Source organism: Lacinutrix sp. MedPE-SW, from assembly GCF_001874145.1.
GTDB lineage: Bacteria > Bacteroidota > Bacteroidia > Flavobacteriales > Flavobacteriaceae > Lacinutrix.
Genome location: NZ_MPCX01000004.1, coordinates 111,582 through 135,860, shown reverse-complemented (window position 1 = coordinate 135,860; position 24,279 = coordinate 111,582). Strand labels below are relative to the sequence as shown.

Genomic DNA, 24,279 nt, shown 5'->3' with positions numbered 1-24,279 from the left:
AAATAAAATTTAATTATGAAAAAAGTATTAGTATTATTTAGTGCAATATGCATGATCGCATTCACTTCTTGTAAAGAAGATGCAACAAAGAAAATTGATGAAAGTAACGTAACTGCAGCAGCAGTTAGAGATGCAGCATCTTCAAAATATCCAGTAATTGAGTTTGACAAAACAGAACATGATTTTGGTGAAATTATTAATGGTACTCCAGTAGAAACTGTATTTACTTACAAAAATACAGGTGAAGCACCATTAGTAATCACAGATGTAAAAAGTTCTTGTGGATGTACAATTCCTAAAGATTGGTCTAGAGAGCCTTTAGCTCCTGGTGAAGAAGGAAAGTTTACTGTTAAGTTTAATGGAAAAGGAAATGGTAAAACATCTAAGGCTATTACTGTAACAGCAAATACAGAAAAAGGGAGAGAAGTAGTTAAAATAACTTCTTTTGTTAAGCCAGATCCTAACGCTCCAGCAAAAGCGCAACCAACATCTCCAGTAATTAAGTAATGGGAGAGATTTCAAGTTTTTTACCAATATTAGCAATGTTTGCTGTAGTGTACTTTTTTATGATTGCACCAGGAATGAAACGTGCTAAAAACGAAAAAAAATTCGCTGCTGAATTAAAGCGAGGCGATAAAGTAATTACCAAAAGCGGTATGCATGGTAAAATTGTAGAACTAAATGAAAAAGATAATAGTTGCGTAATAGAAACTATGTCTGGAAAATTAAAGTTCGATCGCGATAAAATTTCTATGGAGAGTAGTAAGGCATTAAATGCACCAGCAAAAAAGTAATTATTATAACTTTATAAATAAAAAAAACCTCAAGTGTAAACTTGAGGTTTTTTTTATTTATTTCTTAACAGTTTTTATACTTATCGTGCAAACCAACACCATTTAAAATCATAGGTTTAATTTTGTCTAGCCTTTTAATTTTTGTAGGTTCTCTTTTTGCATCTATAATATAGTTACAGTATTCACGCTGTTTAGAAAGCGTTAAACCTTTAAAAGCATTACTAAAATCTATATTTGTATTTATTTCATTTTTTAATAAATCTGGAATAGTAATATCTTTTTTAGTAGTACGAACAGGCTTGATTTCTTTGCCTAGTTTTTGGTTTTCTATAGCTTCTTTAATGTATGCTAATACTGTTGGCTTATTTATATCATCTAAAGTGTCAAAACGCATTTGCCTTAAGGCCTTTGTTTTTCCTTCTTGAGCATTAACCAATAGGTTGTTTTTATCTTTTAAAAAAACACCATTAAAAAACCAAAGGCAAAAATGTTTTTTAAATGCAGCTAAACCAATAATATTTTTACCGTTATACGAATATACCGGTGCGCTCCATTTAATGGCTTCATCTAAATTAGTAGATAATATAAGTTCTCTTAGTGTATTTAATGCATCACTAAAATGGGCATTATTTTCTATATACTCTTCAACCGATGTCGCTTTTTTCATAATAAAAATAATTCTTAGCTTCTTAGTATTTTCTCCATTTTTCTGCCTCTAGCAAGTTCATCTATTAACTTATCTAGATAACGCGCTTGTTTTGTTAGAGGAGTAGTAATGTCTTCAATCCTATAGCCACAAATAACACCTTTTATTAAATGTGCGTTGGCGTTTAGTTTGGCGCGTTCAAAAAAGGTTTTAAAGGTTACTTTTTCTTCAATTAAAGCATTTAATGTGGTTTCATTAAAACCAGTGAGCCATTCTATAACAGTATGGAGCTCTTCTACGGTTCTTCCTTTTTTTTCAACTTTAGTTACATAATGTGGATATACAGATGCAAATGTTAATTCTGCTACGCGTTTATCATGTTCTGGAGTAGTAGCCATATATATTAATTTAAATTATTTGGTAATAGGAAAACCACGATCTTTCATTAATGCTTCAATTTTAGCATCACGTCCTCTAAATAATCTATAAGCTTCAGCAGGATCCATGCTATTTCTTGGAGCAAAAAGGTATTTTACTAATTTTTCTGCAACTTCTGCATCATAAAATCCTCCTGGAGCTTCTTTAAAAGCTTCAGATGCATCACTAGTTAAAACATCTGCCCACATGTAACCATAATATGCTGTAGCATAACCTTCACCAGAAAAAACATGACCAAAATGTGGTGTTCTGTGACGCATTGGTAATTCTTTTGGCATATTTAATTCGGCTAAAGTTTCGCGTTCAAATTTATCTATATCTATATTTTCAGGATCTGCTAAGTGTAGTTTCATATCCATTAAAGCAGATGCTAAATACTCTGTTGTACCAAAGCCTTGATTAAATGTAGAAGCCTTTTTTATTTTAGATACCAGTTCTTCTGGCATTGGTTCTCCTGTTTTGTTATGCACTAAAAATTGGTTTATAACTTGATCTGTAGATAACCAGCGTTCTAATAATTGAGATTGAAACTCTGTATAATCTCTCACGCCACCATTTAGAGTTGGGTATTTTACATTGGAAGAGAAAAAGTGTAATGCGTGGCCAAACTCGTGAAAAAATGTTTCGGCATCATCCCAAGATACTAAAACAGCTTCACCAGGTGCAGCTTTTACAAAGTTTGAGTTATTAGATGCTAATACATTGGTTTTACCATCAAAGGTTGTAAAACTTCTGTAAGTTGTTGCCCAAGCTCCAGAGCGTTTACCTTGTCTTGCAAATGGGTCTAAATACCATAAACCAATATGTTCTCCAGAGTCTTTATCTGTAACTTCCCAAACTTTTACATCTTCATGAAATACAGGTACGCTACCATCTGTAATAGGCTTGAAGTTATAATTAAATAATCGTCCAGCAGTATAAAATAAAGCTTGTGTAAGTTTATCTAATTGTAAGTATTGTTTTACTTCGTCGCTATCTAAATCGTATTTTGCTTTACGTACTTTTTCTGCATAAAAACGGTAATCCCAAGGTTCTATAGTTATGTTATCTCCATTTTTATTTGCAACAGCTTGCATATCTGCAACTTCTTCTTTTACTCGTGCAATGGCAGCTGGCCAAACAGCCATCATTAAGTTCATGGCATTTTCTGGTGTTTTAGCCATACGGTCTTGTAAGCGCCAATCGGCATAATTATCGTATCCTAATAATTCTACACGTTCACGACGTAATTTTAAAATTTTTGCGATTATAGCATTATTATCATATTCATCATCATTATCGCCACGAGAGTAATAATTTGTCCAAACTTGTTTACGTAATTCTCGGTTTGTAGCATAGGTTAAAAAGGGATCCATTGAGGACCTTGTATTTGTTATGGCATATTTTCCGTCTTCACCATTTGCAGTTGCAATTGCTGCTGCCGATTTTATAAAACCATCACTCAATCCATCTAATTGGTCTTTTGTTAAGTAGGTAATATAATTTTCTTCATCATGTAATACGTTATTTGAAAAATCGCTGTATAAAGAAGATAATTCTTTATTTATTTCAGCATAACGTTTTTTCTTTTCGGTATCGAGTTCTGCGCCATTCATTTCAAAACCTTTGTAAACCAGCTCCACAACACGCTGTTGATCTGCGTCTAAAGGTGTTTTTTGAGACGCATCATATACTGTTTTTATTCGTTTAAATAATTTTTCGTTTTGGTTTATTTTAGAACGATATTCTGAAAGTTTAGGAGCTAAAGCAGAAGAGACTTCTCTAAACTCTGGTGAACTCATATTACTACTAAAAATACCATAGTATGTAAATGCACGGTTTAAAGGTTTACCAGCACGCTCCATGGCTTCAATAGTATTTTTAAAAGTTGGTTCGTCTGGATTATTTGCTATTGTCTCAATATCTTCAAGACCTAATGCCATACCTTTTTCAATAGCGTCTTTTACATCTTCAACCTTCATTTTATCGAATGCAGGAACACCTTGGTAAGGTCCAGTCCATTCTTCAAGTAATAAATTGTCTGCCATTACAGTTTCTTTTTTTTGTTCTTCTTTTTTACAAGCAGTTATTGTAATAAGTACTGTAAGTAGAATAAGTTTTATACTTTTTTTAGTTTGCATGGTATTGGTTTTGTTTGAAGGATTTAAGATATAAAATTTTTAGCATTTTAAATATTAATTTAAGCGCTTTAATTTAAAATTTCTACTGTTTGTATGTAGACGTTATGCACTGGCCAATCGCCACCATCGACCTCTACATTAGCAATTTTGTCTACCACATCCATACCGTTAATTACACGCCCAAAAGCAGTGTATTTACCATCTAGATGGTATTGGTTTGTTTGGGTGATAAAAAACTCGAAAGGTGATGCTAATTTATAAGCATTTTCAATATCACTACTTGGTACAGAAATAATACCGCGATGGTGTTTAAAACCACGTTTAGTATCTGGCGGAAGTAGATATCGTCCTATTTTTCGTCTCTTTTTAAGTACTTTTCGGTTGTCTGAATTTCCTCCTTGTATCACAAAATTTTTAACTACACGATGAAACTGTGTACCATCAAACACTTTATTTTTTACTAAAAAAATAAAATTTGCACGGTGGAATTTTACAGTGTCAAATAATAAAATATCAATATTACCTTTGTCTGTTACTAATCTCACTTTGTTTTCTTGGTTTTCCTTTTCATACTCCAAAAAGAAATCCATAGCATTATCGTCGTTTAAAGGTAAAAAGCGTTCTTCAAGAGATAATTTACTACTATCTATAGCTATTTCTTTAGCTTCAGGTTTTTCTTCTTTTTGTTTGGTTTGTTTTGGTAGTGTTGTTTTTTGTTTAGTTTGTTTATCTTCACAATTGAAAAATGTTAAAGAAATAAACAATACAATAAGTAAGCGCATAAATGAATTTTAATAAGTTTAAAGAATCCATTGTAAAAATAGAAAATTTACCGCTTCCAGGTCAAGATTCTCAATTTAAAATGTCTCCTCCATTTCGTGAAGCATTAATAAAACTACAAGCCGAAAAAATAAAACGCGCGCGAAAAAGTGCAGTTATGGCTTTATTTTACCCTAATCTTGATAACGAAACAGAGTTAATGCTAATACTTAGAAAAACGTATAAAGGTGTACATTCTGCACAGGTAGGTTTTCCAGGTGGTAAATTAGAAGCAAATGAAACTACAAAAGAAGCTGCTTTAAGAGAAACCGAAGAAGAAATAGGAGTAGATGCTAGTAGTATTACTGTTTTAAAAAAACTAACAGAAGTGTATATACCACCAAGTAATTTTCATGTGCAACCTTATATAGGTATAGTTAAAAACACACCTATTTTTACAAAACAGGATACAGAGGTAGAAGATTTATTAGAGGTAAAACTCACTCATTTTTTAGATGAAAATAATATTACCGAAAAAGAAGTAACTACTTATAATGGTCTAAAAGTCAATGTTCCAGCTTATAATTTAAATTCGCATCTTGTTTGGGGAGCAACAGCAATGATGCTTAGTGAAGTGAAAGACTTGTTAAATTGCGCTATAAAATAGTTATGATTCTGTACCTTTGCTAATCGTAAAACAGTGAAATTATTATGGGATTATTCAAAAAAAATCCTTTCGGACATATATTGTGGGTTAAGAAATGGCTAATTAGAATTCTTGGTGTGTTATCGCACAGACGTTTTAGAGGCTTTAACGAACTACAAATTGAAGGCTCTGAAATTATAAAAGACTTACCAGATACAAACGTATTATTTATATCCAATCACCAAACTTATTTTGCCGATGTAATATCTATGTTTCATGTATTTAATGCAAGTTTAAGTAACAGAGAAGACTCCATAAAAAACGTAGGTTATTTATGGAACCCTAAATTAAACATGTATTACGTTGCAGCAAAAGAAACAATGAAATCTGGTTTACTGCCTAAAATATTTGCATATACAGGATCTATAAGTATAGAACGTACATGGAGAAGCGAAGGTAAAGATGTAAACAGGCAAGTTAAAATGAGTGATATATCGGCAATTAACACTGCCTTACAAGACGGTTGGGTAATTACCTTTCCTCAAGGAACAACAACACCGTTTAAGCCAATTAGAAAAGGAACAGCACACATTATAAAACGTTACAAACCAGTAGTTGTACCAATAGTAATAGATGGTTTTAGACGTAGTTTTGATAAAAAAGGATTACGTATTAAAAAGAAAAACGTATATCAAACTTTTGAAATTAAAGAACCATTAAAAATTGATTACGAAAATGAAAGTATTGCAGAAATAGTTGAAAAAATAGAATATGCAATAGAGCAACATCCTTCATTTTTAAAAGTAATACCTCAAGAAGAATTAGAAGCTAGGGAAGAGTTAAATAAACAACGTGAGTGGATAGATAGTTAAACCTTAAAAAGAATAAGGTGATTTGTAATCTAAAACAAGGCCATCTTCTTTTGCTTTTTTATCCTTTTGAGAACCTATAAACAAACCAATACACATTCCTATAACTAAGCCAATAACTAGGCTTACTATACCAAAAACCAAATTAGCAAGCATGCCAAAGCACATGCCAATACCCATATAGCTAGTTTCGTAATGCTTTTCTGGTATTAACCCAAAATTAGTTTCTAAAAACTTAAGCAGTTTCTGTAATTTTTTGTTTAAATCTTTTCTGGATGTAGTATCTGCAAGATCTAATAATTCTATTTTATTTTCAATTAAAGCTAAATCTTCAGTACTTAAAATTCTAAGTTTTAAATCTGTAAAAAGGTTTATATAAGCATTATAAATATTAAGTTCTTTTTTATTAATGCTTTCAGTTTTTAAATCCTTAAAATAAGCTATGTAATTTTCTAAAACCATTATACTTCAAGTTTTTTTAACTCCTTGTAATTTCTATTTAAACGTCTTAAAAGTATACCGTAAATTAATCTGTAAAACAACCAAATAACAAGTACAAATAATCCTGTAAAAAGTATTAATACTATTGCAGTTACTATAAAAGTACCACTTTCGGCATCTTGAAAAACAGTTTTAATATTTGGGTCATTTTTAAAGGCATAATAAAAGCCAACTAACATAGATAAAAATGCCATAATTAAATTATAAATTACATAGTACTTAATCACCTTTCGGGTTTTAAGTATATTCTCCATTAATTTTTTTGCACTATCTGTAACAGAGATACCTTTGTAAGATTTAAAAAGTAAATACACAAAAACTAAAATAACAGCATAACTTAAAAAAGCTAGAATAGGCATTACAATGCCATCGCCATACATTTCATTTAGTTTTTGGTTATAGCTATCACTAAAAAATAGAGGTAAAGTGTTTACCAATATCCAAAATATTAATTCTGCAATACTAATATAAAATAGAGTCTTTACAATAGAAGACGATTTTTTTAGCAGCATAGGATAAATATCCTTTGTAGTTATGTGTTTGTCTTCAACACCATCACTTTGCCAGTGTTTTTTTAATAAATCTAATTCATCCATAGGTTTACGGATTTAATATGGTTCTTAATTTGGTTTTCACTCTATTCATTTTCACACGTGCATTAACCTCGGTAATACCCATTGTTTCACTAATTTCTTTATAATTCTTATCTTCTAAATACAAGAAAACAAGCGCTTTTTCAATATCGTTTAATTGGTGTACGGCTTGATACAATAGTTTAAGTTGTTGCTCCTCAGTATCATCATAATCTTCAGCTTTAATTTTAAACTGTACAGTATCAAATTCTGTTGTTTTAATACTTCGTTTAGACTTTCTGTAAAGTGTAATAGCGGTATTTAACCCAACACGATACATCCAAGTACTAAACTTCGAGTCACCACGAAATTTTGGATACGCTCGCCATAACTGTATGGTAATCTCTTGAAACAAATCATTATGTGCATCATAATTATTAGTATACAAACGGCATACCTTGTGCACAATATTCTGGTGCTTCTCAAGCAATTCTACAAAACTATGTTCAAGTTCTTTATTCAATGTTGTTGGTTAGGTTAATATATAAGTAGTATTAAATTTAGATATGTTACAATAAACTTAAAATAATTTTATTTTTTATTTGGGCGTTACCTAAAGGTCGGGCTTTTTGCAGTCGCTATCAGAGATGAGCTCCAACAATGCTTCAATCCCTAACGCAGTATTAAAAAGCTTATTAAAAAAGTAAATAAATACATTTCATCATTTAAATACTACAACTCGGTAATAATCAATTTAAAAAACTAAAGTACGATTGCATATTTGCCTCATCAATTAAAACGAACAATCATGAAATGTATTTTACCATTACTACTAAGTTTAATAAGCTATGCAAGTATAGCACAAACACAAATTACAGGAACAGTAACCAATAAAAAAAATGAACCAATTGTAGGAGCAAATATATACCTAGAAGGAACGTACGATGGTACTACAACCTTACAAGACGGAACTTTTAATTTTACAACTACCGAAACAGGTACACAAATTCTGGTAATCTCTTATGTAGGTTACGAAACTTTTCAAATGGCAAGCGCTGTAAGTACATTACAAAACTTAAAAATACAATTACGAGACGATATTAACGCCTTAGAAACCGTAGTTTTATCTGCCGGAACATTTTCTGCCGGTGACAACAGTAAAGTTTCCGCATTAACATCTATGGATGTGGTTACAACAGCAAGCGCTTTAGGCGATTTTGTTGGTGCATTGCAAACATTGCCAGGAACAACAACAGTTGCCGAAGATGGTAGGCTTTTTGTTCGTGGAGGAGAAGCAAACGAAACACAAATTTTTATAGACGGTATTCGTGTATTTACACCGTATACACCAACAACCAATAATATACCAACACGTGGTCGTTATTCGCCATTTTTATTTGATGGTATTACATTTTCTACAGGTGGTTATAGTGCCGAGTATGGTCAAGCATTATCTAGCGTTTTACTATTAAACACCTTTCAAGAACCAGATCAAAACAAAACCGAAATTAGAGTTATGAGCGTTGGAGCAGGTTTAGGTAATACACAAAAATGGGATAAAAGTTCTTTAAGTATAAATGCAAGCTATATAAATTTAGCACCGTATACAGCACTTTTTCCAGATCGTAATAATTGGCAAAAACCTTATGAAAACGCTAGTGGAGAAGCCGTTTTTAGACAAAAAACAAACAACGGATTATTAAAGCTTTATACCGCTTTTGATACGTCTAACTTTCAATTAACACAAGAGGATATTAATTTTCAAAACGGTGTAAATTTTAAACTAAACAATAGCAATTTATATTTTAACGGCTCGTATAAAGCAAAGCTTAAAAACAAGTGGCGATTAGAAACAGGAGTAAGTTATACGCATGCAAAAAATAATATTAATATAGAGCAAAGTGATATAGACGATACAGAAAATTCTATACATGCAAAACTAAAGTTTAGAAAAAGCTTTAGTAACCGTTTTAAACTTAATTTTGGTGCCGAATATTTTAATACCAATTTTAATGAAGCATACCAGGATAATTTTGTTTCACCTATAGATTATGGATATAAAAATAATATAAGCGCTGCATTTACAGAAGCAGATGTAATATTCTCTAAAAAAGTGGCTTTAAAAGCAGGTTTTCGTGTAGAATATAGCGAGTTATTTAAAGAAACAACTCTTTCGCCAAGAGCATCGTTAGCCTATAAAACAGGAGCAAGAAGTCAAGTATCTTTTGCCTATGGTGATTTTTACCAAAATCCAAACAGTACTATTTTAAAGTTTAACCAAAATCTTAAAGCCGAAAAAGCCCAACATTTTATATTAAACTACCAATACAATAGCGATGGTCGTATATTTCGTGCAGAAACGTATTATAAACAATATGATAATTTAGTAAAGTACGATAGTGATTTTACAAGTTTTGAAGCTAATTACAATAGTAACGGAAGTGGTTTTGCAAAAGGTTTAGATTTCTTTTATCGTGATAATAAAAGCATAAAAAATATAGACTATTGGGTAAGTTATTCTTTTTTAGATACTAAGCGTGATTACCGTAATTATCCAGTAGCTGCACAACCTAATTTTGCAAATAAACACAACGTAAGTATAGTTGGTAAATATTGGATTAACAAGTGGAAAAGTCAAGTAGGATTAAGTTATGCATTTGCATCTGGTAGAACATATACTAACCCAAATCAAGGTGGTTTTTTAAATCAAAAAACAAAAAGTTATAACAGCTTAAGTTTAAATTGGGCGTATTTATTAAGTCAGCAAAAAATATTATATTTTTCTGTAAATAATGTATTAGGCTTTAAAAACATTAATGGTTATCAATATGCAAACACACCAGATGTAAATAATAATTTTGCAAGACAAACATTACGTCCAGCTGCAGATCAATTCTTTTTTGTAGGTTTCTTTTGGACTATAAGTGACAACGGAACAGACAACCAATTAAATGATTTATAAAAATTAATTGAAACCTAAAATACCAATAGCTTGATATAAAACACTAATTACAGCATTCCATACTTTTTCTAGAACAACCTTTAAAATGCCTTTAAGAGTATTTACAAAATTGGTAGTCATAGCATGAAGACCTTCAAGAAAAAAATCTATTAAATCGTCATCAATATCTCCTGTAGCAATGCCGCCTTTAATAATAAGTGTTTGTTTAGAAATGGCTTCTAATTGGCGTTCACTAAAACCACTAACAGTAGTAATATCTTTTTCTATTATTGCAGATACAATTTTTTTAATCTCGTCTATTAAATTTGCTGTTGTTGCATTCATGGTATTAACGTTTTAAAAAACTTTCGTAAGTAACGGCTTGATCTAAAAAAATAACTATTTCTCCTTTAAAAGCTTGAACAACTGTAGTGTTAAGTCCTGTTTTTTTGTCTGTAGCTTTCATTTTATTTAGGTTTTGTACAATGCGATTAAAAGCAAAAGCACTTGGATAATCGTCTGTATTTGTTGGTCCGTTTTTAGAAGCTAATATTTTATTTATTTTTTGAGTAACATTATTTTTAGGCAAAGGTCGTGCTCTTGCTAAAAGTTTTAGCATTTCAAACTCGCCAATGAGTTCGTTGTATTTGTTTTCGCGTGAGCTAAATGTTTCGGCATTAGTACCAATAGAAACAGATGCTAAAAATTGTAAAGTTTTGCTTGTGGTTTCGGTTAAATTCTGGACAATCGCTTTATCATATTCTGGAGCTAATGCTGCACGACAACTTGATAGCAAGCATAAGCTTAAGGTAATAAGAATAAGCTTTTGTGAAAAGGTTTTTTGCAATTTCATAATATTATAGTTTCATTTAAATATTTTATAATTTTTAGATTAAACTATTGTAAAAGTTGTCTTTGTCTCCAAAAAATAAAACCTATAATAAAGCCAAAAGCCATACCAAGAAGATTTTTATATAAGTCTACAGTAACAATATCGTCTACCTTTTTTCCAGCATCAACAATCCAAATTAAAATAGCTACAATATATAATATGGCAGTTCCAACTGTTGGATTTATTCGTGGTTTATGGCGAACAGGAAAAAATATATTTGCACATATTGCTCCCCAAAAATAAATGAGTATAAACAAGCCACTGTCTACATTGTTTTGTATTACCTTACTAATAGTATTATCGTTTAAATCATCTAAGGCTAAATAAAAATCCCAGATTATAAGTATTACAAAAAGAGCAATTAAAAAATACTCTAACCATTTAATAACGGTGTCATTATTTATAAATGAAATAAACTTACTCATTGCTACAAAAAATATTAGTGTTTAAACATTCACCATCTTGAAAAATAGTAGCTTCATGACGTTGAGACCAAATAATATGCCCATATAATAAACCAGAAATTAATAGAAATGCTTGTAGGTAAGGTTTAGGTTTAATTTTTTTTTTAAGTAATATTAATACAACACAAATTATAATTAAAAGTAAAACGGGTAACCACCAGTTACAGCAAAATAAAGGCTTTACAGTACCCATAAAAAAATGCCCACCTAAAACTCCCCAAAGAAAAGTGATAAAAAAATATTTACCATTTGCCCAAAAGCTCAACCGGTTATTAACGGTATCGTTTTTAACAGTGTTAAGGTTTAGTAGAGCATTTAAAAATACAATAATACCAATGCAAACTAAAACGATTGTCCAAACTAATTTAGGTGTAAAAAATTGCGACATATTTTAAAAATGATGTTTTAAAGTTACTAATATTCAATTAAAATAAACCTATAAAAATCAAGGTTTTGCTTAGTTGTTACAATTCGGTATTAAAAAATGACAGTTCGGTAAGTTGCTTTTTTTAAAACACGTGTTCTATAAGATATTTGTATCAACATTAAAAACCAATACTTATGAAACGTTCACTTTTAATTTTAGCAGTTTTATTTTCTTTTCAGTTTATAACTGCGCAGGCACAAAACATTACGGTTAATATTTCTAATATAGACACGTATAAAGGCACTTTAGTTATTGGACTTTACGATAACGAATCACAATTTTTAAAGAAAACTGTAAAAGGGAAGCTTAAAAAAGTAACTAAAAATACAGCTACGGTTGTATTTCAAGATGTAGAACCTGGAGATTATGCAGTGTCTTTATTTCATGATGTTAACGATAATAAAAAATTAGACACTTACGTATTTGGAATTCCAAAGGAAGATTATGGAACATCTAATAACGCTAAAGGTTTTATGGGACCACCAAAATGGGAAGATGCTGTTTTTACAGTAGATTCTAAAAATGTAACACAAAATATTTCACTTTAAACAACACAAATTATGTACAAACTAGCACTATTAATTATTATGTTTTTAACGTCACAGTTAAATGCACAAACCGAAACTAAAACAAATACAAACTTTGAAAAAGGTATGACAAAAGCCTTAGCACTATGGGAAAGTAATCCAGCCGATGCTGTAAACCTTTTTGAACGTATAGCAAGTGCAGAACCAGACAATTGGTTACCGCCATATTATGCGGCAATGGTTTTAATTACTGGCGGATTTTCTGAAAATAATATGGAAACCGTGCATGCTAATTTAAACCGTGCACAAAATTTTTTAAACGACGCCACAGCAATTTCTAAAGAGAATAGTGAGATTATGGTACTTCAAGCCATGTTGCATACAGTATATGTTGCAAAAGATGGCGCAAAATATGGTATGACATTATCACCAAAAATTGTAAAAATTTATGAAGAAGCTTATAAATTGTCACCTAAAAACCCACGTGTATTATTAAGTAAAACACAATGGGATATGGGAGCAGCAAAATTCTTTGGTCAGGATACAAAACCTTTTTGCAAGGATATAGAAAAGGCGATAGAACTTTTTACTAACTTTAAACCAGAAACAAGTTTACATCCTAAATGGGGAATGGATGGTGCTAAAAAAGCATTAGCAGAATGTAAACTATAATTAATTTGTATAATTATGCATAGAGTAACCAAACAATTATTAATCACTTTTTTAATAGGAACTTTAGTTTTTATTATTGGTACTGTGTTTTTTGAAGATTACCAGCACAAATCAACAACACAATTTTTAATTGCTTTTGGGTTCTATCAACTTTATGCATTTGTGTTAGGCTTTAGTAATATGTTTTACTTTGGCTATTTAGAAAACAGAAGTTGGAAAGATACAGATGGCAAAAAAAGAATAATAATAGGTATTGTAGGTTCTATTTTAATAACGCTTATAGGTTTATTTTTTTTACGTGCATTCACATCGGTTATATATTACGGCAATTCATTTAGTAGTTTTTTACAAAATGAAAGCTTAGAAGCTTACGAGTTTGGTTTTGTAATTACTATGCTTATAGTGTTTGTATTTCATGCCATATATTTTTACAATCGCTATCAAAAAAATAAAATAAAAGAGCAAAAGGTAATTGCAGGAACAGCAAGTGCAAAGTTTGACGCTTTAAAAAACCAATTAGATCCTCATTTTTTATTTAATAGTTTAAATGTATTAACCAGTTTAATTGAAGAAAACCCAAATAGCGCACAAAAGTTTACCACGAGCCTATCTAAAGTTTACCGTTACGTTTTAGAACAAAAAAATAAGGATTTAGTAACTGTAGACGAAGAATTAAAATTTGCAAAAACCTACATGTCGTTATTAAAAATGAGGTTTGAAGACAGTATAATTTTTGACATACCTGAGCAAGCCTCAAATCCAGAAAGTAAAGTAGTACCATTATCATTACAATTACTTTTAGAAAATGCTGTAAAGCATAACACTGTAACAGCTAGTAAGCCATTACACATTAAAATTTATGAGAAAAACGGCAATCTAGTTGTAGAAAATAACTTGCAAACCAAACAAGTAGTAAAAAAGAGTAGTGGCGTAGGTTTAAATAATATAAAACAACGCTATCAATTATTAACAAACAAATTAGTAAGTATAAATGAGTCTAAAACTAATTTTAGAGTAACCATTCCAATGCTTACAAAACAAATAAAAACAATGAGACAATTACCACAAAAACAATTTGACGATCGCTACGTAAGAGCGCGAAAACGAGTAGAAGAAATAAAAGAATTTTATTACAACATAATCTCTTACTGCTTTGTAATCCCGTTTTTAATATTTATAAATTATCAAACCTATTGGGAGTTTAAATGGTTTCTATTTCCAGTATTTGGTTGGGGATTAGGTATTGCATTTCATGCTTATAAAGTATTTGTAAACGATGGTGTTTTAGGGCGCAATTGGGAGCAACGCCAAATAGAAAAGTTTATGGAAGAAGAGCAAGCTAATAATCGTTATAAATAAAAATAATCATGGAAAATAAAAATATAGAACCTTATCTTGAAAATGAATCACAACGCGATTATGAGCGAGAAGAAGCCTATATAAGAGCGCAAAAACGTGTAGAAAAAATAGTTGGATTTTACTGGCATTTATTTTGGTATGTAATTGTAAATATTTTTATTGTGTTTATAATTTCTAGAAACCTTAAGGGTGGTGATTTTTGGAGCATAGAAGTATTTTCAACACCTATTTTTTGGGGTATTGGCTTGTTTTTTCATTTTATGGGTGTATTTGGACCAAATTTAATATTTGGTAAAACTTGGGAAAAACGCCAGATAGAAAAGTATATGGAAAAAGATAAAAACCGTTGGGAATAATTACATTATAAATATTAATAGTCAATTTATTTTTAAATGAAAGTAATAATAATTGAAGACGAAAAACCATCTGCAAGACGTTTACAGCGTATGTTACAAGCTTTAAGTATTGAAGCAGAAACAATGTTGCACTCTGTAGAAGAAGCTATAGGATGGTTTCAAAATAATGAACATCCAGATTTAATTTTTTTAGACATTCAATTAAGTGATGGCTTATCTTTCGAAATATTTGATGCTGTAGAAATACAGTCTGCTATAATTTTTACCACTGCTTATGATGAGTACGCATTACAAGCCTTTAAATTAAACAGTATTGATTATTTACTTAAGCCTATTGATGATGAAGAATTAGACCAAGCGGTTTCAAAGTTTAAAACCAGATTGCCAGAAAAACAAAAAGTAACTTTAGATTTTAACGATATTAAAAAGCTGTTGGTTAACCCAATTGAAAGAGAGTACAAAAAACGGTTCTCGGTTAAAGTTGGGCAACATTTAAAGCTAATTAATGTAGATGAAATTGAATGTTTTTATAGTGAAAACAAAGGAACCTATTTGCATACAACCGATGGTAGAAACTATTTGCTAGACACAACTTTAGATAGTTTAGAAAACGAGTTAGAACCTAAACTGTTTTATAGAATAAATAGAAAGTTTTTTGTAAACATTCAAGCTATAAACGATATGGTGAGTTACACCAATTCAAGACTTCAAATAAAATTAAATAGTTATAATGAGCAAGATGTTATAGTAGCCAGAGAACGTGTAAAAGATTTTAAAAATTGGTTAGAATAATAAAAATTACTCTTCAATTTTATTGTCATCAAAGGCAGAAGGTAACATATTAGGTATAAGCTTAGCAACAATTGGTAATAAAATAGCACCACCAGGTAATATAAAAATAGCCAAACTTGGTATAGTTTTAAAAATATCTTTTAATTGGGCTTGCACTTTATTTTGTTCCTCTTTAGTTAACTCTCTAGTTGTTGCCTGAGTTAGTAATAACATAAGGTCTTTACTTTGGTTTAATTCTCTAAAAATACGTTTACTGTTTCGTTTAATTAGTTTGGCTACATATTGTGATGAGTTCTCGTAAAAAACACTAAATTGACTTGACGATTTAAATATTAAAAAGTTGTTTTTATGCTTTTTATAAAACGTTGCTATGTGAGATAAAGAGTCGTTTACATTTTCTTCAGAGAGATTCATATCTGCACCTAAAGCTTTTATAAAATTATATTCTTTATCATCTACAAACTGGTCTTCCCAAACCGAGAGACAAGCCATGTCTATAAAATATTTTTTTTCAGTAGAAGAATATTTGGTTTCAATTTCACGATGGTAAAATTGATTTAAATCGGCTCTATCAGTTTCTATAAATGAAGTAGATTCTTGTATGGTACTAAGTATTTCGGTATCTGCTTTCTTCTTCTTGTCTTTAAAACTTAAAGCATCATAAGTAATATTCATAACCATAGATTCTAAGTTAGAAACATAGTCTTTAATATTATAATCGCTTCTTAAATACCTTTCATAAGCAATTACATCTATAAATATTAACGAGTTTACAATGGTTTTATTAAAGTTACGTGTAAGTATGTTATTATCTGCTAAAACACGATCGTTAATAAGGCGTTCTAATACCGAAAAATTATCTTTTCCTATTAAAAGCTTATCCCAAACAGAAAGTTCAGACAATTCTAAAGTTTTGTAAAATTTTAAAATTGAAGGAATAAAATCTTCAAATTTTGGATGTTCATTTTTAAAACAATAACAATGAAACAAAGCATCAATAAAATTAATTTTCACTAATTCATCTAATGAAAACTGCGTATCATGTTTAAAGTGGTCTGGCACGGTATCGCTTAAACCATAAACTAAGCCTGTACTTCTAAGTTTAAAATACAAATCGTTATAATCTTTATAAACCAGAGACTCTGAGTCTACAAGACTGCCAAACTTTTTAATCCAACCTTTAGTAGATGGGTTCACTTTTTTATTTTTTGAGCTATTAACTATCTGTAATTAATAGTAGTTTATATAGGTTTTAATTGTTAACACAATTTTAACAAAACCTATGTTTCTTTATTTCCGTAAATATAGGTGAGAACCAAAAATTAATAAACAAAAAATCTCATTATTATGAAAAAAATGAAAATTTTACTTGGAGTCGCAGTAATTACAGTTGCTGGATTTCTAATGGTAGCTGCCGATCACATTGATGCGCCAGCTGTAAGTGGTGGCGGAGCTAGTTCGTCTACAGATATTACAGACTTTTATGCTTTTAGAGCAGAAAACACAGATAATATTGCTTTTGTAGCAAATGTTAGAGGTTTAATTAGTCCTTCAGCATCATCATCGGTAGATTTTGATGAGAATGTTTTAATTGAAATTAATATCGACACCAATGGAGATGCAATACAAGATATGGTAATGCAAGCAATACCTAGAGATGGAAAAATGTATGTTTTTGGGCCGTTTGCATCAACATCTACAGATTTAAATAGTACAATAAACACAGATGCAGTAATAACTGTAGTAGATATTACACCTTATGGGTCTAATGCTATTTCTGCAACAAATGCATCTGGAATTACTGCCTTTGCAGGATTAAGAGACGATCCATTTTATTTTGATTTTGCTCAGTATTCTGAAATTATTGCAGGAAATGCAACTAGTTTTAACGATCCTGGTACAGATTTATTTGCAGGTACTAACGTATTATCATTAGTAGTTGAGGTTCCTAAAAGTTTAATAGGAGGAACAGGAACAATAAATACTTGGGTAGAAACTAAGTCTAAATAATAACTAACAAAAAATAAACTTAATATTATGAAAAATATAAAAATATACATGTTAGCGATACTAGTTTCGGCTGTATCTTTTAACTGTTCTAACGACGATGATGCTGCTCTTATTACAGTAGCACCAGGTCCAGATTTCTCTGGAACTTACACACAAGATGACCAAATGGCAAGGCCTGCTATAAATACCGTTTTTGTAAATGACGGAAGTAAGGACATGTTTAATACTACAGTTCCTTCTGCGCAAGGTGCTGCATTTCAAACAGCTTTTGAAGATAAATTATTAGCCTTAAATCCTGGGTACACAACAAATGCCTTAGGTTTTACAGCAACTCAATTTACTACAGCCTTAGCTACAGATGTTTTAACTGTAGATTTAGATGGAGAAACAACTTTTGCAAGTGCAGATTTATCTACTGTTTTAACTGGTAGAACTTTAATGGACGATGTAATTGATATAGAATTAACATTAATATTTGGAGGACCAGACGGATCAGAAAATCCAGGTTTAACAAGTGATAATGTACCTTCTAACGATAAAGCTTTTTTAGCCTCTTTTCCATATTTAGCTTCTCCTCACTAGAAGTCTAAATTAATTATAGAGCGTTAATTATGTTATTAGCGCTCTATTTTTTTACCCAAAAACCAAGAAAACAAACAAAAACAAACAACATGAAAACCAAAATATTCACACTTTTAATTACTGTATTTCTGTTAGGATGTAATACAGAATCTAAAAAACAAATTTCGAATCCCGAAGATTATAATGCTTATTTAAATTCAGAAAATAAAAATTTAAAAACAGCACAAGATGAGTTGGCATTTTGGGAAAATAAACTAGAAGCCACACCAAACCAATTTCCATATCTTGCAAAAAAAGCTTCTGCCGAAACTCAATTATTTGGCATAACAGGAGATATTCAACATTTAATTAATGCCGAAAATTACTTAATTGAAGTAAACAAAACTACAAACTACAATGAAGCAGGATATTTAAGAGCATTAGCCAGAAACTATATATCTCAACATAGATTTAAAGAAGCTTTATTGCTATTAAAAAAAGCCGAAACTAATGGTGAAAATTTAGCAGGCACACAAAAAATGTTATTTGATGTGCACATGGAATTAGGTAATAATGATAAAGCAAAACATTACCTAGAACAAGTTGTAGATTTAAATAGTTTCGATTATTTAATTAGAACAGCAAAATGGAATGACCATAAAGGTAATCTTGATGCAGCCATAAAATATATGGAGCAAGCAATGGCTAAAACCGAATCTTCTAAAATAAAATCATCTATGCAATGGTCTTACACTAACATTGCAGATTTTTATGGGCACGATGGCCAAATACAAAAATCCTATAATTATTTTTTAAAAGCTTTAGAGTTAAACCCTAACGATGCCTATGCGAAAAAAGGTATTGCATGGATAATATATTCTTACGAAAGAAATCCAGAAGAAGCTCTAAGAATTTTAAACACTATTACTACAAACTATAAAGCACCAGATTATTATTTGTTAAAAGCTGAAATTGCTGAGTTTATGAAAGATGAAACAGCAAATACAAAATATTTGAGCCAATATAAAGAAGCTGTAAAAGACTCTAATTATGGCGATATGTACAATGCTTATAATATAGAATTATTAGCAGAAACCAATCCAGATTCTGCTTTGGTATTATCTAAAAAAGAAATTGAAAATAGAGCAACTGCTCAAACTTACGATTTATTATCTTGGGCGCATTTGCAAAAAGGAAACACAGCCGAAGCTTTAAAAATAGCAAAAGAACACGTTGTAAATAAAACTTACGAACCAACAGTTTTATACCATTTAGCAGAAATTTATAAAGCTAACAATATGGAAGACGAATTAAAACCGCTAAAAGAAGAACTTTTAGGTGCGTCTTATGAGTTAGGACCAATAATGGAAACTAAAATTAAGCAACTATAAAATTACTAATGAAAAAAATTAGCCACCAAATTAATTATGCTTTAACAGCATTATTTCTAGTATTTACACTTTCTCTCTCTGCGCAGCAATTAAAAGGCGTTGTAGAAGACATTTACTCACAACCTTTAAGTGGTGTTTATATATATAACTTAAATAGCGAAGCTCACGCACATACTTTAGATAATGGTGCCTTTGTAATAGAAAATACAAAACCAGAAGATACTTTGTCTGTAAGTTTATTAGGTTTTAAAAAATTAAACATTGTTTTAAAAAAAGAAGACTTTAACCAAGGTCTAAACATAAGTCTAGAACGTAAAATTTTTAGGTTAAATGAACTGGTTTTAAATCAAGAAGTAGAAGTTTTAAACGCTTTACTTAAAATAGATGTAGACAATAATCCAATAAATTCATCACAAGAAATATTACAAAAAGTACCTGGATTAATTATAGGTCAACATGCTGGTGGAGGTAAGGCCGAGCAACTTTTTTTAAGAGGTTTCGATATAGATCATGGTACAGATGTTTCTATAAATGTAGATGGTATACCAGTTAACAATGTTTCTCATGCACATGGTCAAGGTTATAGCGATTTACACTTTCTTATACCAGAAACAATTAAAAATATAGATTTTGGTAAAGGTCCGTATTATGCAGATGCTAGAGACTTTACAACAGCAGGTTATGTAAATTTTAAGACAAAAAATTATTTAAACAGTAATGTAATAAAATTATCATACGGTCAATTTAATAGTATTAGAACATTAGGTTTATTTAATATAATAGATAAATCTAAAAGCGATAATGCCTATGTAGGTATAGAATATATCGAAACCGATGGGCCATTTAATACCTCGCAAAACTTTAATCGTTTAAACCTATTTGGTAAATACAACACTTTTATAAATAGTAGTGATAGATTGGCAATTACAGCTTCGCATTTTACAAGTAGATGGGATGCATCTGGCCAAATACCACAGCGAAAAGTAGATGATGGAACCATAGATAGATTTGGAGCTATAGATGATACCGAAGGTGGTAACACAAGCCGTACAAATTTAAATGTAGAATTTCTTTCAGAGATAAATGAAAATACAACATTAAAATCAAACGTTTTTTACTCGCATTATGATTTTGAATTGTACTCTAATTTTACATTCTTTTTAGAAGATCCAATTAATGGCGACCAGATAAAACAAAAGGAAAACCGAAACATATTTGGTTTTAATGCTCAAATAGATAAGTTTTATAATAAAGATGCTTTCGATGTTGAAACAACAGCAGGTATAGGTTTGCGTCACGATAAAAATGATGATGTAGAATTGTCACATACTTTAAACAGAAACACTACACTAGAAAACATTCAATTAGGAGATATAAACCAAACTAATGCTTTTGCTTTTTATAAAGCTAAATTCGATTTTGGGCGATTTGAAATCACTCCAGGATTACGTTTAGAGTACTTTAAGTTTTTATATAACGATAAACTACTTGAAACTTATAATACCCAATCTGAAACAAAAACAGCATTACTACCTAAGCTAAATATAGTGTTTAGGCAAAATGAAAATTTACAATGGTTTTTAAAATCTGGTATTGGTTTTCATTCTAATGATGCTAGAGTAGTAGTAGCACAAGAAGGAGAAGATATTTTACCAAAAGCTTACGGTGTAGATTTTGGTACAATTTATAAACCATTTTCAAAACTATTTTTAAATGCAACGGTTTGGTATTTACACTTAGACCAAGAATTTGTTTACGTTGGAGATGCAGGAATAGTAGAACCTAGCGGAAAAACAAAAAGGTTAGGTTTAGATTTAGGATTAAGATATGAGTTAAACGAGTATTTGTATTTAAATACCGATGCAACCTTAACACAAGCACGAGCTATAGATGAGGTTGATGGTGAAGATCATATACCTTTAGCACCTAGCTTTACATTAGTTGGAGGATTGGCGTTAAAAGATTTTAATAATTTTTCAGGAAGTTTTAGATACAGATATATTGATGATAGACCAGCAAATGAAGATTATTCTGTAACAGCTGAAGGTTATTTTGTTTCAGATTTGAATATAAATTATCAATTTAATAAAAACTTAAACTTAGGTGTTTCAATAGAAAATTTATTTGATGTAGAATGGAATGAAACACAATTTTTAACCGAGTCAAGATTACAAAACGAAGCTGCACCAGTAGAAGAAATTCACTTTACTCCAGGTACACCATTTAATGCAAAAATGATATTAACCTATAAATTTTAATTTTTTTAAAACCATTTACATATTTACTTCGTATGTATTATAGAATAATGAAAAAATTAAATTAGTTGATTGTTTAACCAACAAATCCTTTAACTATTTTATAGTAAAAGTTTTGTTTGTTTTTTGTTGGTTGTAAGGAAAGTTCCTTGTTATTTCCCTAATAATTTAGCAAGGGCTTTCTTTTTTAAATTAGTTATTATTTTTTAAGGGAAAATAATAACTTTTAATAGAGCTTATAAAGAAATTTATAAGCTCTTTTTTTTGTAAAAAAAAGCCTTAGTTAATTAACTAAGGCTTTTTTAAAATATAAATTGTTATTAAGATTGTAAAGCACCTAATGTATAAAGTTGTTCTAGAGTAGGAGAAGCACTACCGCCAGCTGGTTCTAATGTAATACCAAAGGCTTGTGACTCGTTGGCATTTGTTAATTTAAAAATCTTATTTTCATTAGATTTAAAATTATCTATTGTACCTAAACTCGTTGGTGTTAATGGGTTTAAAGTTAACGACCAGGCTTGGTAAACTTTTCCTTCTGGAGGTTCTGGTAAACCTTGTAAATCTAAATAAACCGTATTACTTTCTTTATCCCAATATGCTTTTGCATAGGCTTCAGGATAAACTGCTTGTCCTGCTAAAGGTATAGTAATAATATCTTTAGCTCTTAAAGCATTTAAAAGTGTTTTAGTCTCTGCTAAATCTGTATTTATAGTGTTTACACGATTTTCAAAAAACTCTTTTTCAGTTTGTACTGTATTAATTTCAGACTCTAAATTATTTTTCTCATTTATAGTCCATAATAATCCAGCTGCTAATAAAATTGTGGCTGCCCAACCAGTATAAGTAAACCAATTATTTTTTGGTTTATTTAATGCAATTATTTTGGCATCGTTGTTATTGCTGTTTCTTAACTTACTTAAAATTGTTTCAAAAGAAATAACTCTATTTTTTGGAGCGACTTCTTTAGTTAATTTAAGTACAGCAGTTTCTATGGCCAAAACCTCTTGAGTAACCTCAGGATGTTTTAACATCATATTATAAACTTCTTCGTTTTCCTTAGCTGTAAGTGCGCCGGCAACGTAGAGTTCTAATATTCCAGAATCTATGTAAGTTTGTGTATTCATAATTATTCTAATACCATTTCTCTTAATTCCTTAATACAATTTCTATTGTGCGTTTTTATTGTTCCAATAGGCATGTCTAACGTTTCAGATGCTTCTTTTTGTGTGAAACCTTTAAAGTAAAGGAGCTCAATAACTTTTATACACTTTTCTGCTAATTTGTTAACAAACTTGGCAATACCAATCGCATCTGTAGATTGGTCTAAGTTATCTCGAGTTGGTATGATATCTACGAAAAAATCTGAGTTAAGGTTTTTAGAACTGTTTTTAAAGCTTTTAGAACGTGTTTTGTCTATAGCTGCATTTCTTGCAATGTTTAAAATCCATGTAAAAAAGCGTCCTTTTGAAGCGTTGTAAGAATCAGACTTGTTCCATACTTTAATAAAAACATCTTGCATAATTTCTTCTGCAATGTCGTGATCTCTTACTATGTTATAAATTACACCATGCATGCTTTCACTATACATATTGTATAAGGCTTCGAATGCTTTTTCATCCTTTGCTTTAAACTTTTCTATTAATTGCTCTAATTGCATTATTTAAAATTATTGAATTATACCACCACAGCTTATTCTGCTTCCTGCAGCGCCACTTGGTTGAGATGTAAAATCATCTGTGCCTTGGTGTACAATAATGGCTTTTCCTAAAATATCTTTTGTTTTGTCTTCACAACCTATGCACCATTCATCTGTAGAAAAATTTACTGCAGCAAAACCTTTTTCGTCTGCACTAAAATTTCCAATATCACCTTTATGGTATCCAGCGGCGTCTCCCCATTTACCATGAGGTTTTCCTGTTGGGTTCCAGTGACCACCAGTAGATTTCCCATCGCTAGAAGAGCAATCTGCTTTTTCATGAATGTGTATAGCATGTTCTCCAGGTTCTAAGCCTTCTAAAATAGCTGTCATTTCAACTTTACCTTTTTCTTGTGTGAAAACAACATTACCTTTTACATTACTATCGCTTTTTGGTGATAAAGCAAATTTAACTTTAACCGCTTTTTCTGCTTCGGTTATAGGTTCAACTTTATCTTTTGCGTCTTTTTTACAGCTTATTGTACATACCGAAACTGCTAACAGTGTGAGTAATACTAATTTTTTCATCTTTATAGTTTTTTTTGTTACAATTTTAGAAAGTTAAGGTTATAAAAGGATTTTTGCAAGAAA

27 protein-coding genes and 1 pseudogene are annotated in these 24,279 nt (G+C 30.4%); 13 read left to right on the top strand and 15 right to left on the bottom strand.

The annotated features are described in order from the left end of the window. The first annotated feature begins 15 nt into the window (after positions 1-15). Together BM549_RS05575 and yajC are read left to right on the top strand one after the other, a co-directional pair. Positions 16-507, top strand: a complete 492-nt coding sequence (locus BM549_RS05575) for a DUF1573 domain-containing protein (protein ID WP_290469367.1) — start codon at positions 16-18, stop codon at positions 505-507. Further along, positions 507-794: a preprotein translocase subunit YajC gene (yajC, locus tag BM549_RS05570; RefSeq protein WP_290469366.1), complete on the top strand. Its 288-nt coding sequence runs from the start codon at positions 507-509 to the stop codon at positions 792-794. Before BM549_RS05575 ends, yajC begins: the two co-directional genes overlap by 1 nt. Positions 795-858: 64 nt before the next feature. On the opposite strand, the gene BM549_RS05565 is transcribed toward yajC, so the two are convergent. The 4 genes from BM549_RS05565 to BM549_RS05550 all read right to left on the bottom strand — a co-directional run bounded on the left by BM549_RS05565 (position 859) and on the right by BM549_RS05550 (position 4,780). Beyond that, positions 859-1,461 (bottom strand): DUF1801 domain-containing protein, encoded by a 603-nt coding sequence (locus BM549_RS05565; RefSeq protein WP_290469365.1) that lies wholly within the window; start codon positions 1,459-1,461, stop codon positions 859-861. Between the two features lie 14 nt (positions 1,462-1,475). Continuing rightward, positions 1,476-1,838, bottom strand: coding sequence for a DUF2200 domain-containing protein (locus BM549_RS05560; protein WP_290469364.1), 363 nt, complete (start codon positions 1,836-1,838; stop codon positions 1,476-1,478). 15 nt (positions 1,839-1,853) lie between these two features. Further along, positions 1,854-3,998 (bottom strand): M3 family metallopeptidase, encoded by a 2,145-nt coding sequence (locus BM549_RS05555; RefSeq protein ID WP_290469363.1) that lies wholly within the window; start codon positions 3,996-3,998, stop codon positions 1,854-1,856. Between the two features lie 68 nt (positions 3,999-4,066). Next, a complete protein-coding gene (locus tag BM549_RS05550; RefSeq protein ID WP_290469362.1) occupies positions 4,067-4,780 on the bottom strand; it encodes a peptidylprolyl isomerase in 714 nt (237 codons plus the stop codon). Between the two features lie 2 nt (positions 4,781-4,782). Between BM549_RS05550 and BM549_RS05545 the strand changes: the two genes are divergently transcribed. Both BM549_RS05545 and BM549_RS05540 read left to right on the top strand, forming a co-directional pair. Next, the gene (locus BM549_RS05545) at positions 4,783-5,424 is read left to right on the top strand and encodes a CoA pyrophosphatase (protein WP_290469361.1); all 642 of its coding nucleotides are present in this window, start codon (positions 4,783-4,785) and stop codon (positions 5,422-5,424) included. 44 nt (positions 5,425-5,468) lie between these two features. Beyond that, the gene (locus BM549_RS05540) at positions 5,469-6,275 is read left to right on the top strand and encodes a 1-acyl-sn-glycerol-3-phosphate acyltransferase (RefSeq protein ID WP_013870563.1); all 807 of its coding nucleotides are present in this window, start codon (positions 5,469-5,471) and stop codon (positions 6,273-6,275) included. 3 nt (positions 6,276-6,278) lie between these two features. On the opposite strand, the gene BM549_RS05535 is transcribed toward BM549_RS05540, so the two are convergent. Genes BM549_RS05535 through BM549_RS05525 form a run of 3 tightly spaced genes read right to left on the bottom strand, consistent with a single transcriptional unit; the run spans position 6,279 to position 7,868 of the window. Further along, entirely contained in the window at positions 6,279-6,734 is a 456-nt protein-coding gene (locus BM549_RS05535; protein WP_290469360.1) for a hypothetical protein, read from the bottom strand. Further along, entirely contained in the window at positions 6,734-7,369 is a 636-nt protein-coding gene (locus BM549_RS05530) for a hypothetical protein (protein WP_290469359.1), read from the bottom strand. The genes BM549_RS05535 and BM549_RS05530 overlap by 1 nt, the downstream gene beginning before the upstream one ends. A gap of 4 nt (positions 7,370-7,373) precedes the next feature. Continuing rightward, positions 7,374-7,868 (bottom strand): RNA polymerase sigma factor, encoded by a 495-nt coding sequence (locus tag BM549_RS05525; protein WP_013870566.1) that lies wholly within the window; start codon positions 7,866-7,868, stop codon positions 7,374-7,376. A gap of 285 nt (positions 7,869-8,153) precedes the next feature. Here BM549_RS05525 and BM549_RS05520 point away from each other — a divergent pair, with 285 nt between their 5' ends. Then, positions 8,154-10,307, top strand: coding sequence for a TonB-dependent receptor (locus BM549_RS05520; RefSeq protein ID WP_290469358.1), 2,154 nt, complete (start codon positions 8,154-8,156; stop codon positions 10,305-10,307). Between the two features lie 3 nt (positions 10,308-10,310). Here BM549_RS05520 and BM549_RS05515 read toward each other — a convergent pair whose 3' ends face one another. From BM549_RS05515 to BM549_RS05500, 4 genes are read right to left on the bottom strand one after another with little or no spacing between them, the layout of a single operon-like run. Next, the gene (locus BM549_RS05515) at positions 10,311-10,631 is read right to left on the bottom strand and encodes a hypothetical protein (protein WP_013870568.1); all 321 of its coding nucleotides are present in this window, start codon (positions 10,629-10,631) and stop codon (positions 10,311-10,313) included. A 4-nt stretch (positions 10,632-10,635) separates the two neighbouring features. After that, on the bottom strand, positions 10,636-11,139 hold the full coding sequence (locus tag BM549_RS05510) for a hypothetical protein (protein ID WP_290469357.1): 504 nt from the start codon (positions 11,137-11,139) through the stop codon (positions 10,636-10,638). A gap of 44 nt (positions 11,140-11,183) precedes the next feature. Continuing rightward, on the bottom strand, positions 11,184-11,603 hold the full coding sequence (locus tag BM549_RS05505; RefSeq protein WP_290469356.1) for a hypothetical protein: 420 nt from the start codon (positions 11,601-11,603) through the stop codon (positions 11,184-11,186). Next, positions 11,596-12,030 carry a hypothetical protein gene (locus tag BM549_RS05500; RefSeq protein WP_290469355.1) on the bottom strand — a complete coding sequence of 145 codons (435 nt, stop codon included), beginning with the start codon at positions 12,028-12,030 and terminating at the stop codon, positions 11,596-11,598. Before BM549_RS05500 ends, BM549_RS05505 begins: the two co-directional genes overlap by 8 nt. Positions 12,031-12,203: 173 nt before the next feature. Between BM549_RS05500 and BM549_RS05495 the strand changes: the two genes are divergently transcribed. The 5 genes from BM549_RS05495 to BM549_RS05475 are packed head-to-tail and all read left to right on the top strand — an operon-like array spanning position 12,204 to position 15,775. Further along, the gene (locus BM549_RS05495; RefSeq protein ID WP_290469354.1) at positions 12,204-12,617 is read left to right on the top strand and encodes a DUF2141 domain-containing protein; all 414 of its coding nucleotides are present in this window, start codon (positions 12,204-12,206) and stop codon (positions 12,615-12,617) included. A 12-nt stretch (positions 12,618-12,629) separates the two neighbouring features. Continuing rightward, on the top strand, positions 12,630-13,268 hold the full coding sequence (locus tag BM549_RS05490) for a hypothetical protein (RefSeq protein WP_290469353.1): 639 nt from the start codon (positions 12,630-12,632) through the stop codon (positions 13,266-13,268). Between the two features lie 15 nt (positions 13,269-13,283). Beyond that, the gene (locus BM549_RS05485) at positions 13,284-14,627 is read left to right on the top strand and encodes a 2TM domain-containing protein (protein WP_290469352.1); all 1,344 of its coding nucleotides are present in this window, start codon (positions 13,284-13,286) and stop codon (positions 14,625-14,627) included. Positions 14,628-14,635: 8 nt separating this feature from the next. Beyond that, on the top strand, positions 14,636-14,983 hold the full coding sequence (locus BM549_RS05480) for a 2TM domain-containing protein (protein ID WP_013870575.1): 348 nt from the start codon (positions 14,636-14,638) through the stop codon (positions 14,981-14,983). Between the two features lie 36 nt (positions 14,984-15,019). Beyond that, positions 15,020-15,775: a LytTR family DNA-binding domain-containing protein gene (locus BM549_RS05475; RefSeq protein ID WP_013870576.1), complete on the top strand. Its 756-nt coding sequence runs from the start codon at positions 15,020-15,022 to the stop codon at positions 15,773-15,775. 6 nt (positions 15,776-15,781) lie between these two features. On the opposite strand, the gene BM549_RS05470 is transcribed toward BM549_RS05475, so the two are convergent. After that, complete coding sequence (locus tag BM549_RS05470; protein WP_290469351.1) at positions 15,782-16,972, bottom strand: LETM1-related biofilm-associated protein; 1,191 nt, start codon at positions 16,970-16,972, stop codon at positions 15,782-15,784. Between the two features lie 150 nt (positions 16,973-17,122). Between BM549_RS05470 and BM549_RS05465 the strand changes: the two are divergent. From BM549_RS05465 to BM549_RS05455, 3 genes and pseudogenes are all read left to right on the top strand, one after another. Continuing rightward, a pseudogene (locus tag BM549_RS05465) lies at positions 17,123-18,367 on the top strand (DUF4331 family protein). Between the two features lie 89 nt (positions 18,368-18,456). Next, positions 18,457-19,737 carry a tetratricopeptide repeat protein gene (locus BM549_RS05460; RefSeq protein ID WP_290469350.1) on the top strand — a complete coding sequence of 427 codons (1,281 nt, stop codon included), beginning with the start codon at positions 18,457-18,459 and terminating at the stop codon, positions 19,735-19,737. Positions 19,738-19,745: 8 nt separating this feature from the next. Further along, positions 19,746-21,995: a TonB-dependent receptor gene (locus tag BM549_RS05455; protein ID WP_290469349.1), complete on the top strand. Its 2,250-nt coding sequence runs from the start codon at positions 19,746-19,748 to the stop codon at positions 21,993-21,995. Between the two features lie 317 nt (positions 21,996-22,312). Here the strand turns inward: BM549_RS05455 and BM549_RS05450 are convergent, their stop codons facing one another. Genes BM549_RS05450 through BM549_RS05440 form a run of 3 tightly spaced genes read right to left on the bottom strand, consistent with a single transcriptional unit; the run spans position 22,313 to position 24,216 of the window. Next, positions 22,313-23,116 (bottom strand): anti-sigma factor, encoded by an 804-nt coding sequence (locus tag BM549_RS05450; protein ID WP_290469348.1) that lies wholly within the window; start codon positions 23,114-23,116, stop codon positions 22,313-22,315. Between the two features lie 2 nt (positions 23,117-23,118). Continuing rightward, positions 23,119-23,649 (bottom strand): RNA polymerase sigma factor, encoded by a 531-nt coding sequence (locus tag BM549_RS05445; RefSeq protein WP_290469347.1) that lies wholly within the window; start codon positions 23,647-23,649, stop codon positions 23,119-23,121. A 9-nt stretch (positions 23,650-23,658) separates the two neighbouring features. Then, positions 23,659-24,216 carry a superoxide dismutase family protein gene (locus tag BM549_RS05440; RefSeq protein ID WP_290469346.1) on the bottom strand — a complete coding sequence of 186 codons (558 nt, stop codon included), beginning with the start codon at positions 24,214-24,216 and terminating at the stop codon, positions 23,659-23,661. Positions 24,217-24,279: the final 63 nt, after the last annotated feature.

What these genes read in the sequence shown, in the direction of transcription:
- BM549_RS05575 (WP_290469367.1), top strand. Translation starts at nt 16, where the DNA reads ATGAAAAAAGTATTAGTATTATTTAGTGCAATATGCATGATCGCATTC.
- yajC (WP_290469366.1), top strand. Translation starts at nt 507, where the DNA reads ATGGGAGAGATTTCAAGTTTTTTACCAATATTAGCAATGTTTGCTGTA.
- BM549_RS05565 (WP_290469365.1), bottom strand. Translation starts at nt 1,461, where the DNA reads ATGAAAAAAGCGACATCGGTTGAAGAGTATATAGAAAATAATGCCCAT.
- BM549_RS05560 (WP_290469364.1), bottom strand. Translation starts at nt 1,838, where the DNA reads ATGGCTACTACTCCAGAACATGATAAACGCGTAGCAGAATTAACATTT.
- BM549_RS05555 (WP_290469363.1), bottom strand. Translation starts at nt 3,998, where the DNA reads ATGCAAACTAAAAAAAGTATAAAACTTATTCTACTTACAGTACTTATT.
- BM549_RS05550 (WP_290469362.1), bottom strand. Translation starts at nt 4,780, where the DNA reads ATGCGCTTACTTATTGTATTGTTTATTTCTTTAACATTTTTCAATTGT.
- BM549_RS05545 (WP_290469361.1), top strand. Translation starts at nt 4,783, where the DNA reads ATGAATTTTAATAAGTTTAAAGAATCCATTGTAAAAATAGAAAATTTA.
- BM549_RS05540 (WP_013870563.1), top strand. Translation starts at nt 5,469, where the DNA reads ATGGGATTATTCAAAAAAAATCCTTTCGGACATATATTGTGGGTTAAG.
- BM549_RS05535 (WP_290469360.1), bottom strand. Translation starts at nt 6,734, where the DNA reads ATGGTTTTAGAAAATTACATAGCTTATTTTAAGGATTTAAAAACTGAA.
- BM549_RS05530 (WP_290469359.1), bottom strand. Translation starts at nt 7,369, where the DNA reads ATGGATGAATTAGATTTATTAAAAAAACACTGGCAAAGTGATGGTGTT.
- BM549_RS05520 (WP_290469358.1), top strand. Translation starts at nt 8,154, where the DNA reads ATGAAATGTATTTTACCATTACTACTAAGTTTAATAAGCTATGCAAGT.
- BM549_RS05515 (WP_013870568.1), bottom strand. Translation starts at nt 10,631, where the DNA reads ATGAATGCAACAACAGCAAATTTAATAGACGAGATTAAAAAAATTGTA.
- BM549_RS05510 (WP_290469357.1), bottom strand. Translation starts at nt 11,139, where the DNA reads ATGAAATTGCAAAAAACCTTTTCACAAAAGCTTATTCTTATTACCTTA.
- BM549_RS05505 (WP_290469356.1), bottom strand. Translation starts at nt 11,603, where the DNA reads ATGAGTAAGTTTATTTCATTTATAAATAATGACACCGTTATTAAATGG.
- BM549_RS05500 (WP_290469355.1), bottom strand. Translation starts at nt 12,030, where the DNA reads ATGTCGCAATTTTTTACACCTAAATTAGTTTGGACAATCGTTTTAGTT.
- BM549_RS05495 (WP_290469354.1), top strand. Translation starts at nt 12,204, where the DNA reads ATGAAACGTTCACTTTTAATTTTAGCAGTTTTATTTTCTTTTCAGTTT.
- BM549_RS05490 (WP_290469353.1), top strand. Translation starts at nt 12,630, where the DNA reads ATGTACAAACTAGCACTATTAATTATTATGTTTTTAACGTCACAGTTA.
- BM549_RS05485 (WP_290469352.1), top strand. Translation starts at nt 13,284, where the DNA reads ATGCATAGAGTAACCAAACAATTATTAATCACTTTTTTAATAGGAACT.
- BM549_RS05480 (WP_013870575.1), top strand. Translation starts at nt 14,636, where the DNA reads ATGGAAAATAAAAATATAGAACCTTATCTTGAAAATGAATCACAACGC.
- BM549_RS05475 (WP_013870576.1), top strand. Translation starts at nt 15,020, where the DNA reads ATGAAAGTAATAATAATTGAAGACGAAAAACCATCTGCAAGACGTTTA.
- BM549_RS05460 (WP_290469350.1), top strand. Translation starts at nt 18,457, where the DNA reads ATGAAAACCAAAATATTCACACTTTTAATTACTGTATTTCTGTTAGGA.
- BM549_RS05455 (WP_290469349.1), top strand. Translation starts at nt 19,746, where the DNA reads ATGAAAAAAATTAGCCACCAAATTAATTATGCTTTAACAGCATTATTT.
- BM549_RS05450 (WP_290469348.1), bottom strand. Translation starts at nt 23,116, where the DNA reads ATGAATACACAAACTTACATAGATTCTGGAATATTAGAACTCTACGTT.
- BM549_RS05445 (WP_290469347.1), bottom strand. Translation starts at nt 23,649, where the DNA reads ATGCAATTAGAGCAATTAATAGAAAAGTTTAAAGCAAAGGATGAAAAA.
- BM549_RS05440 (WP_290469346.1), bottom strand. Translation starts at nt 24,216, where the DNA reads ATGAAAAAATTAGTATTACTCACACTGTTAGCAGTTTCGGTATGTACA.